Annotated in this window: 8 protein-coding genes and 1 tRNA gene; 4 read left to right on the forward strand and 5 right to left on the reverse strand. The window is 41.0% G+C overall.

All coding sequences use genetic code 11. The features are described from left to right. Nucleotides 1-27 precede the first annotated feature (27 nt). The 4 genes from LDL18_RS00760 to LDL18_RS00775 form a co-directional block, all read right to left on the reverse strand. The gene (locus LDL18_RS00760; RefSeq protein WP_296506124.1) at nucleotides 28-765 is read right to left on the reverse strand and encodes an N-formylglutamate amidohydrolase; all 738 of its coding nucleotides are present in this window, start codon (nucleotides 763-765) and stop codon (nucleotides 28-30) included. A gap of 160 nt (nucleotides 766-925) precedes the next feature. Beyond that, nucleotides 926-1,774, reverse strand: a complete 849-nt coding sequence (locus LDL18_RS00765) for a 4-(cytidine 5'-diphospho)-2-C-methyl-D-erythritol kinase (RefSeq protein ID WP_296506125.1) — start codon at nucleotides 1,772-1,774, stop codon at nucleotides 926-928. A gap of 295 nt (nucleotides 1,775-2,069) precedes the next feature. Beyond that, nucleotides 2,070-3,599, reverse strand: a complete 1,530-nt coding sequence (locus LDL18_RS00770) for a tetratricopeptide repeat protein (RefSeq protein ID WP_296506128.1) — start codon at nucleotides 3,597-3,599, stop codon at nucleotides 2,070-2,072. Between the two features lie 231 nt (nucleotides 3,600-3,830). After that, nucleotides 3,831-5,477, reverse strand: a complete 1,647-nt coding sequence (locus LDL18_RS00775) for an electron transfer flavoprotein-ubiquinone oxidoreductase (RefSeq protein ID WP_296506130.1) — start codon at nucleotides 5,475-5,477, stop codon at nucleotides 3,831-3,833. 301 nt (nucleotides 5,478-5,778) lie between these two features. Between LDL18_RS00775 and LDL18_RS00780 the strand changes: the two genes are divergently transcribed. Continuing rightward, on the forward strand, nucleotides 5,779-6,588 hold the full coding sequence (locus tag LDL18_RS00780; RefSeq protein WP_296506131.1) for a uracil-DNA glycosylase family protein: 810 nt from the start codon (nucleotides 5,779-5,781) through the stop codon (nucleotides 6,586-6,588). Then, on the forward strand, nucleotides 6,563-8,506 hold the full coding sequence (locus LDL18_RS00785) for a lytic transglycosylase domain-containing protein (RefSeq protein ID WP_296506134.1): 1,944 nt from the start codon (nucleotides 6,563-6,565) through the stop codon (nucleotides 8,504-8,506). Before LDL18_RS00780 ends, LDL18_RS00785 begins: the two co-directional genes overlap by 26 nt. A gap of 13 nt (nucleotides 8,507-8,519) precedes the next feature. Here LDL18_RS00785 and mutM read toward each other — a convergent pair whose 3' ends face one another. Continuing rightward, nucleotides 8,520-9,332 (reverse strand): bifunctional DNA-formamidopyrimidine glycosylase/DNA-(apurinic or apyrimidinic site) lyase, encoded by an 813-nt coding sequence (gene mutM, locus LDL18_RS00790; protein ID WP_296506136.1) that lies wholly within the window; start codon nucleotides 9,330-9,332, stop codon nucleotides 8,520-8,522. A gap of 151 nt (nucleotides 9,333-9,483) precedes the next feature. Between mutM and LDL18_RS00795 the strand changes: the two genes are divergently transcribed. Both LDL18_RS00795 and LDL18_RS00800 read left to right on the forward strand, forming a co-directional pair. Then, nucleotides 9,484-9,557, forward strand: a tRNA-Gly gene (locus tag LDL18_RS00795). An 87-nt stretch (nucleotides 9,558-9,644) separates the two neighbouring features. Continuing rightward, nucleotides 9,645-10,000 (forward strand): class I SAM-dependent methyltransferase (locus tag LDL18_RS00800; RefSeq protein WP_296506138.1); only part of this gene is annotated, 356 nt, incomplete at its 3' end.

The raw sequence follows: 10,000 nt of genomic DNA on the forward strand, positions 1-10,000 counted from the left end.
TAGCCTTTGGTGTCTATCAAATATTTATTATTTATTTTTTAACGAGGTAAGCGTTTCGTTAATAGCCTTTTGCAAAATTGCGCACCAATTTCCGATTGCATTAGCCTCTTCCAACATATCCTGCCTTATTTCAAAAAGCAGGTAGGGAATACGGTTATTTTCTGCATGACGATTCATCGTCGTATTCAAAATACGGCCAGAGTAAGGTTCGTTTTCGCCAACAACAAGTTGGGCTTGCTTTAATAACGGAATGACAATCTGTGTCGCTCGGTCATCATTATTGTAGAGCAAACCGATCTGCCATGGTCGATAACAATTTAGGTTGCTTTTCAAGCAAGGCGTAAAACTATGTAAAGAGATAATCAGCTGTGGTCGCTGTTTGTGAATAATATCATCAATATGTTGATGATAGGGACGATAGAAACGGGACAAACGAGCTTCTTTTTCATCACTGCTCAAGCCTGTATTCCCGTGAATGACATAGCCATCAGAAATGGCGGGCATCAGCCCTAAAAAATCATTCTCATCACGGTTGAGATCGACAACCAATCGAGATTGGGCAGCAAAAACCCCGTTGCATTGTAACGCCAGACATAGCTGCTCGCCTAATGTCTGAACGCCTTTATCAACGGCCACATGCTCATCATATAATCTTTTGTCGATTCCCAAATCAATATCTTCAGGGACAAAAGCTGAAGCATGATCAACAATCAACAAAATAGAAGAGTCATTTCCTATGATATCATGCCAAGCTTGATAAGACACAACTCAACCTCTATCGATTTACGCTTAAGAAAAACACAAAAAACCTTATAGACGATCTTATATCACCTATAAGGTTTTTATTTAGATTAACTTTAATTAATTACTTTTAATTTTTACAATATTTTAAATAATTTTTAGAATTTTAATTATCGTTATAGATTTATCGTAATAATGACGACAAAGCCCACCACTCTGGATGGTCAATATTTAATTTTTTGTAGGCAGTATCCCGCTCTTCAATTTCATCGAAAAGGGCGAAACAGGTTGCTCCCGATCCTGACATGCGAGAAAAACTGACCCCTTTTTGTTGTTGTAACCACTCAACGACTTCCCCAATAATCGGCAATATTTTCCTTGCAGGTGGCTCCAAATCATTACGCCCAGATCGGGCGGCACCTAATATAGACCCATCGCTATCCAACGCGCCTCGATCAATACCATCCCAGTTTTTAAAAATCATTGGGGTCGAACAGGATACTCTGGGATTTACCAATAATAGGGGTTTCTCTTCTAAAGACCGATCATCAATCTGTGTCAGTTTCTCGCCAACACCCTCTCCTCGCACTAAACAAGAATCAACACAAGCAGGCACATCTGCACCCAGATTACTGGCAAGAGATAAAAGTAATTCATGGGGAATTTGATAATGTTGCCCGATCATCCGCAACATAGCCGCAGCATCAGCTGATCCGCCGCCGATACCAGCTGCAACAGGCAATCTTTTATCAAGAATAATAGAAAATCCAGCGGGTATTTTATTGGGACAAGTCTGCCGTAAAGCCGTGACAGCTCTTAAAACAAGATTGTCTTTATTGGCTTCTAACCCTTCTGAAAAAGGACCAATAATCGTCAAATTATCTTCTGTATCATTCACTTCAGCTTGGAGAATATCGCCATCTTTAGCAAAAGCAAAAATAGTCTCTAATGCGTGATAACCATTCGGCATTTTTTCCCGCACATGAAGCGCCAGATTAATTTTGGCATAGGCTATTTCTGTTAGCTTGGGCACCGCAAACACTTTCCTAATAATGACGTCACATTCCTAAAATAGGGCTATAACGGATTAGGAAAACTCTGCATCTGTTTTCTAAACAACTTTAGTCGGAATTTTTTAAAACCGACAATGAATAACTTAAAAAGGACAAAATACCGGTATTATTCCATGAAATTTTTTCACAAAAAATCTTCATAAATTAAAAATAGTTATTCAAAATTTCTTTATAAGAAAAATACTCCCCAAAAATCATCCAAATATTCAGTGTACTTAGATGATTTTATCCTCAAAAATTTTTGAATAACTATTTTTAAGGTGCCGCTAAATCAGAGGTTAAACCTAATTCTATTTTTTTCTTAATGCGTGATATTGATTTTTCTTCTGCCGTTACTAGCGAAGCTTGCCACGAATAGCGGGCTTCGAAATGCCGCCCAGCCGTCCAATAGGCATCTCCTAAATGCTCGGAAATCGTAGATTCCTGCGGTGCGTTTTGAACTGCTTTTTCTAGAACTAAAACCGCGGTGTTAATGTTACCCGAAAGATATTGGCTCCAGCCGAATGAATCAACAATCGCAGGATCAAGCGGCATCGTTTTCAAGGCCTTCATAATCAACAGGCTTGCGTCTTGAATATTTTCACGCTTCTCTAATTGTGAATATCCCAGGGTATTCAAAGCAATAGGGTTTTCTGGTGCCAAAGAAACAGCCTGTTGATAGGCCGCTTTTGCTTCCGGCCAACGGCCGGCAGAATCTAACAAAGTGCCTTTCAATATCCACATTTGCCAATCTTGAGATTTTACACGTTCAACATGCGCCAAAGCGGCCAAAGCTTCATCAAAATGTCCGGTATCGCCTTCTATTTCAGCTAAATTATACCAGTCTTCAACGGTCGCATCGGGTTGCAAAACAACATGGCGAGCAAGATTGAGTGCCATATCTTTTCGTCCTTCTTGTAAGAAGAAGGATATTTTCATCGAATTAGCCAGATTATAAAAAGGATCGTCAGCAGAAATATGATCCAGAGCAATTCTGGCATCGGATAACTGTCTGATAGAAGATAAAATTTCAGCTGTGACCAGCCAACTCTCTGGATTATTAGGTGTCATCCAAGAAGATGCACGCCCTAATCCCAAGCCAATAGGCTTCATCAGACTTTGCTTGTCGCCCATAAAAGAGGCAAGGCGAAGAAATAATTCAGAAAGACCAAGTTCGGCTGTCAGCTTAGTGGGGAATGCTTTAGGGTTCTTTTCCAACAGTAATCTAGCTTTCGCTAAAGAAGCACTGGAACCTTCCAACAAAGCCCTAGATTTGGGGGCGTTACGGTGCGACATTATCCCTGCAGCAATAATTCGCAAATGGTTTGCCCGACCACTTCCGCCTTCCATTACCGGATCAAGAAAAGGCCATGCTTCATCATATTTTCCTGTCGCTAGAAGCAGCAATCCACGCGTTTCGGGCACAAAAATCTGTATCGACGGATCAACTTTATCTAATCCAGCTAAAGGATTTTTTTCTCCTGATCCGAATCTAACCCATGCTCGTAATAAAGGCGCAAAAGGAAAAAGCGGATAGTGATTTTGCTCCATCCGATCAATGATTTGATGCGCTTCTTTCCATTTATGCTGCTGAACGGCTCTTGCGAGAATAAGAAATGGCCCGTCGCCTGTTCGAAAGCCATCTTTTTCCATATGGAATAACGTTGACAATACTATTTTTGTATTATCCGCGATTTGTGCCTGACGATAAGTTTTTAGAGCAAGCCGGTCATCGTCGGGATGTTCTTCAAAAACAGAGAAAAAATCGCGAGCAGCAAGATCTGGATTACCAGAAAATGATGCCACTTGTCCTTCTACATAACGTTGGAGAGGAGACTGCTTCACTTTATGTGAAGAAGCCGAAGCCAATGGAAAAGTAAATAATAGCGATAGCGCTATAAGACGAGGAAGTGGGATCATAACTGATAAAACAGACTAAAATTTCTTGCCATGGCGGAACTCTATCAAAAAGATAGGCTTCCGACCTAGTACCATGGCAAGAGTTATTTAATCTGACCTTTTTGCTTCTGGGTATTTTTACATATTGGGATAGTTTGGGCCTTCGCCACCTTGAGGCGCTACCCATTCGATATTCCCAGTCGGATCTTTGATATCGCAAGTTTTGCAGTGCAGGCAGTTTTGCGCATTTATTTGAAGTCGTGGATTACTGTCTTCTTCTATGATTTCATAGACCCCAGCTGGACAATAACGACTTTCTGGAGAATCATATTCTTCAAAATTCACCTTGATAGTGACAGAAGGGTCTTTCAGTTTTAGATGACAAGGTTCATTTTCATCATGTTGCGTATTGGAAAGATAAACAGAAGACAAACGATCAAAACTGACAGTGCCATCAGGCTTAGGATAATTGAGTTTTTTCGCTTTATCCTTGAGAGTAAGCGTAGAATTGTCGGGACGATGTCCTAACGTAAACGGTAATTTGATTCCTAGACTTCTCATCCAAAGATCTGTGCCTGCGATAGCGGAACCTATTAAAGGGCCGAAATGGGCAATTGCTGGTTCCGCATTACGGGCATTTTTTAACTCACTGGCAAGCCAGCTTTTTTCAAAATTATCAGGATAGCCTTGCAGCAGATCAGATGGATTCTCTTTCTGTATAGCTTCAAAAGCGGCTTCAGCTGCTAGCATAGCGGATTTCATTGCCCCATGTGTGCCTTTGATACGGGGGACGTTAACGAAACCCGCGGAACATCCGATAAGAGCCCCACCAGGGAAAATAAGTTTTGGAATCGCTTGGTAGCCACCTTCATTAATAACACGCGCACCATAAGCAATCCTGCGCCCCCCCTGCAGCAATGGTCGAATGGACGGGTGTTCTTTCCAGCGTTGGAACTCATGAAAAGGAGAAAGGTAAGGATTACTATAACCTAGGCCAACAACGAAGCCCAATGAGACTTGATTATTTTCTTGGTGGTAAATAAAGCCGCCTCCGACTTCACTTTTTAATGGCCATCCTTGCGTATGGATAACACGTCCAGCAACATGCTTTTCAGGCGAAATTTCCCAAAGCTCTTTAATCCCTAAGCCATAAACTTGCGGCTGACTTTCTGCATCGAGCTTAAATTTACGAATGACTCTTTTTGTAAGATGCCCGCGTGCCCCTTCTGCAAAGAAGGTGTAACGGCCACGTAGCTCCATACCGGGCTGGAAATCAGGTCTTGGCTTCCCATCTTTACCAATGCCCATATCACCTGTAACAATACCTTTTACTTGGTCATTTTCATCATACAAAATATCGGCGGCGACAAATCCGGGGAAAATATCGACACCCAGAGATTCGGCCTCCGTAGCAAGCCAACGACATAAAGAGCCAAGCGAGCCGGTATAGAACCCCTTGTTATGCATAAAAGGGGGAAGAAATATTGATGGCAGCGTCAAATGTTTTTTAGGGGTTAAAACCCAATGGGGGGATTCTGTTACCTTGACAGTCAAAGGAGCGTCTCGTTCACGCCAATCAGGTATAAGTTCATTAAGGGCAATAGGGTCGATAATTGCGCCGGAAAGAATATGCGCACCGACTTCAGCTCCTTTTTCCAAGACGCAGACAGTAATATCTCGATCGTTTTTTTGTGCCAGTTGCTTTAACCGGATTGCCGCAGAAAGACCTGCAGGCCCAGCTCCTACGATGACAACATCATATTCCATGGATTCGCGCTCTGACATTTCCCCCATAATCCTTATGGTTATATAACAATTACCCAATTCATATTGGAGATTGTTATCGTTGGTTTAATAATAGGATATTGACTGAATTACGTTTTTACGTTGGGTAGTTTAGATTTTCGACCCTGCCAAAAGGTATATTCGATAATATTTCCTAAAAGAGAATAGTAGGGATAATAGAAAGTTTTGCTATTTTCAAAAAGGTTTTATAAATAATTTTTATCGACAGTTTTATAAGTTACCATAGTGATAGTGACTTTAAATCAGAATTCTATGTATTTGAGGAATCGAGCCCCCCAATATGGCATTCAAAAGTCTTCTGGAATGGTGGCAGCAAGCAGGTGTTGACATCTTAACCCAAGACATCCCGCAAAATTGGTTTTTGGACAATCCATCAGAAAATTCTTTATTTAAAAGAAAATCAAGACATTCTAATAACAAGAAAATTATAAAAAATAATTTTCAGAGTAAAAATAAAGATTCAAATATTGAAAATAATAAGGAAACATTAGCACCATCAAATTCAATAAAAACTATTCCCCAGAATCTATCCGACTTCCGTCTATGGCTCCAAAATATCTTTGGGAAAAATTGCATTTTTTCAGATATTAAAATTTCGCCTAAATTGATGATTTTAAGTGAATATCCAGACATTGAAGATATAGAAAAAGGTCAACTTTTTTCAGATAGAACAAGTAAGTTCCTGTACTCTATGCTGGATACACTGTCCGTCAAAAGGCAGGATATCTATTTTGCTACGATGTCACCTATTGTTGCGCATATCGACCGTCTAAATATGTCTTCTAATATAGAGGATAACTCTATAAATTTTTATGATTACTCTTTAATTGCGATGCAGCATATCGCCCTGATTAAGCCCAAATATCTACTTCTTTTAGGAGATGCGCCCAATCGTGCATTGTTGCAGATGAATGCAATGGATGCTCGTAGAAAAATACACGTAATAACTACGAATAATGATAATATTAAAGCCTTCGCATTATTGCATCCGAAAATGCTGTTGGGAACCCCTTCTTTAAAAGCCATAGCATGGAAAGATTTGAGGGTGTTGAAAGGGATGATAGATGAAAAGACAAACACAGCTATATAAAGGTAATATCCATTTTCTTTCCAACAAGAAGAAACAGTATTTTCGTACGGTGTGTAGTCTGACGATTGCTTTTTTGTTATCTTCTCCTGTCTCTTCAATATCCGCCGCACCTGTAGTCAATAAAGAGGCAATCATTGAGCCCGGTTTCCTTTCCGACAACGATGTTGTACTAAAAAATACCGAAACGGCTATTTCGCAAGTCACTGCATTTCATGAAACACCCCCCATAGAGAATATGAAAGAAATTTTATCTCCTGTAGAGATACAGGGATATAAAGCTTCTTTATCGGCTATCCGTCATGGCGACTGGCAGGTCGCCCAGCAATGGCTATCGTCAAATCCAGATGGTTTGCTAACCGATTTTGTGATGGCTGAACTTTACTTGGCAAAAAATTCTCCAAAAGTCGGTTCCGATGATATTATCCGGTTAATTCAAAAATCACCTTATTTGCCTCAAGATGAAGCCTTGGTACGCCTTGCTTACAACCACGGTGCAAAAACACTTCTGTCTTTGCCAGAAAAAAATAATTTATTCTTTTTATCTGGATCTCCACAAAGACCAGTTAATCACCACAATACCACGAACCATTCATCTATGGTCTTTGAGACAAGGGCACTGCCTTTAATAAAGGCGGATGCCGCTGATCAAGCTGAAAATTTATTTCAAGATTCCCTGCAAAATTTATCAGAGGATGTCAAAACTGAATGGGCTCAACGGATTGCGTGGAGTTACTATTTGAATGGTAATGATGACGCTGCTCGTCGTTTGGCTGTTCAAGCTGAAAACGGAACGGGGCGCTGGACAACAGATGCAAGCTGGGTTGAAGGCCTAGCTGATTGGCAGGAAGAAGATTTTTCAGCCGCAATGCAGGCCTTTTCTCGTGTTGCATCTTATAGCGAAAATAAAGAAATGAAAGCCGCGGGTTTATTTTGGGAAGCTAGAGCTGCCATGGCATCAGGGCATCCTGAATATACTCAAAATTTATTACGATCCGCCAGCCACATGCCCGAGACTTTCTATGGCCTTTTGGCAGAAAAAGCCTTGGGAAAAACGGTTAGAGCGTCTGTTCGCCCTGTTGCCTTGTCTGCCGATGAATCGAAGGCGTTAACAACGCAGCCGAATATAAAAATAGCGATCGCGTTGAATCAAATTGGCGAATACCAATTGGCAAGCGAGACTTTAAAATATCAAGCTCGTTTAGGAGATCCAAAAGATCATAATAGCTTAATTCATTTAGCATCCTATCTTCGCTTACCAGAGGCGCAATTATGGTTAGCCCATCATGGTCCTGCGGGTTTTTCAGCCGATGTTGAGGCGCGTTATCCTTCGCCAAATTGGGCTCCGGCAAGTGGTTGGCATGTAGATCCCTATCTAGTTTACGCCCATGCCTTGCAGGAATCCCAGTTCCGTAGTCGAGCCGTAAGCACAAAAGGAGCAAGAGGTGTTATGCAAATCACGCCTGCGACGGCTCGTTTGGTTGCCAAACAACGTGCGACAAATATTGATATAGAAGATCTTGATAAACCGACTGTCAGTTTTGAATATGGTCAGGCTTATATTGAATGGCTACGGGATACCACCTACACAGGTGGGTTACTGCCAAAAGTTATTGCAGCCTATAATGCTGGCCCCGCTGCATTGCCCCGCTGGAAAGACCGCGATCACGGGGATCCTTTGCTATTTATTGAATCCATTCCTTATGCAGAAACCCGCGCTTATGTTGCAACTGTATTGCGTAATTATTGGATATATCAGCAAAAAACATCCTCACCCTCTCAAAGCTTGAATGCTATGGCGCAAGGGATGTGGCCTAAATTTCCAGGAATGCCTGGCGAAAATGCTATTCGATTAAACAACAAAGCAAAAGAGACGAGCAGATTGCTCGCTTCGAACAACATGACCAAACAAAATATGTAAGATTTTGATACAGTTATTTTTGGCAAGAAGAACAAAAAAAGGTAGAACGACCTCCGAGGGAGACGCGCTCAATAGTACAGCCACATTTGCATGCTTCTCCCTCTTTACCATATACTTTGAATTTCGTCGAAAAATAACCGAGCTCTCCATTCGGGCGAGCATAGTCTTTTAAAGTTGACCCACCTTCAGCGATCGCTTTTTGCAAAATATCTTTAACCGCAAAAACAAGTGCTGTTATTTCAGTAAGAGTTAAGTTTTTACCCGCCCTATGGGGATGAATTTTAGCCTGATACAAGGCCTCACAAGCGTATATATTACCAACCCCTGCAACGATTTTTTGATCCAATAATGCTTTTTTTATAGGGGTAGGAGAAGAAAATAACTTTTTCTGTAAATATTCAGGACTGAAATTTTCAGTTAAAGGCTCGGCACCGAGTTTCTTGAAGTAGGGCCACTCGGATAATTGACTTTTTTCTACCAAATCAAGAGAGCCGAAACGACGGGGATCGCAAAGGGAGACAACGCGGTTATTTTTTGTTTTAAGAACGAAATGATCGTGTTTTTCAAAATTTTCAGGATTTATTTTCCATCGCCCAGACATCCCAAGGTGAAAAATCAGAGCATCGTCGCGATCATTGACAATGATACCATATTTTGCCCGCCGACTGAGTGAAACAATAGTTGATCCTACTAATCGTTCTTGGATGTCAGAGGGGATCGGTCGTCTTAAAGAGGTTCGGTACAGTTTTACATCTATAATTTTTTCACCCATCAAGACTTCAGATAGTCCACGAACAGTGGTTTCAACTTCTGGTAGCTCTGGCAATAGGACGTCCTGTTAAATTGGTATGGAACATATCAAGAAATGGTTAATAGATAAAATTATTCAAGTATTCTTTGGCTATGCAAACATCATATTGACCACAAGATGTGGATTGTGGCAAAGAGCCTTGGATTTCAAAATTGAAATAACACTAGCGGGTGTAGCTCAATGGTAGAGTAGGAGCTTCCCAAGCTTAAGACGAGGGTTCGATTCCCTTCATCCGCTCCATTCCAAATACTCAAAATCAGAAAAAACTGGCCATATGAAGTTTTTTAAGCTTCAATGTTGTTTTGATTGGCATTAAAACTTTTTCATATGGAAAAAGTTTCTTTCGGTTTTGCAGACGTCTCGCCTCAAGAAAAGACATATCTTGTTGGCGATGTCTTCCGTCGTGTAGCATCGCGCTATGATTTAATGAATGATGCCATGTCAGGTGGACTTCACCGGTTATGGAAAGATGATTTTGTTCGTCTGGTTCAACCGAAGCCTGGAGAGCATATTCTAGATATGGCAGGCGGAACCGGAGATATCGCCTTTCGATTAGCGAAATCTAGTGCGAAAGTTACCATTTCGGATATCAATCCGGCAATGCTCGAAGTCGGGAAAAAAAGAGCTGTAGCGCGCTCGATAGAAAATCTTATATGGAAAGAAGAAAATGCCGAAAACCTATC

Source organism: Zymomonas sp., from assembly GCF_020216885.1.
Taxonomy (GTDB): domain Bacteria; phylum Pseudomonadota; class Alphaproteobacteria; order Sphingomonadales; family Sphingomonadaceae; genus Zymomonas.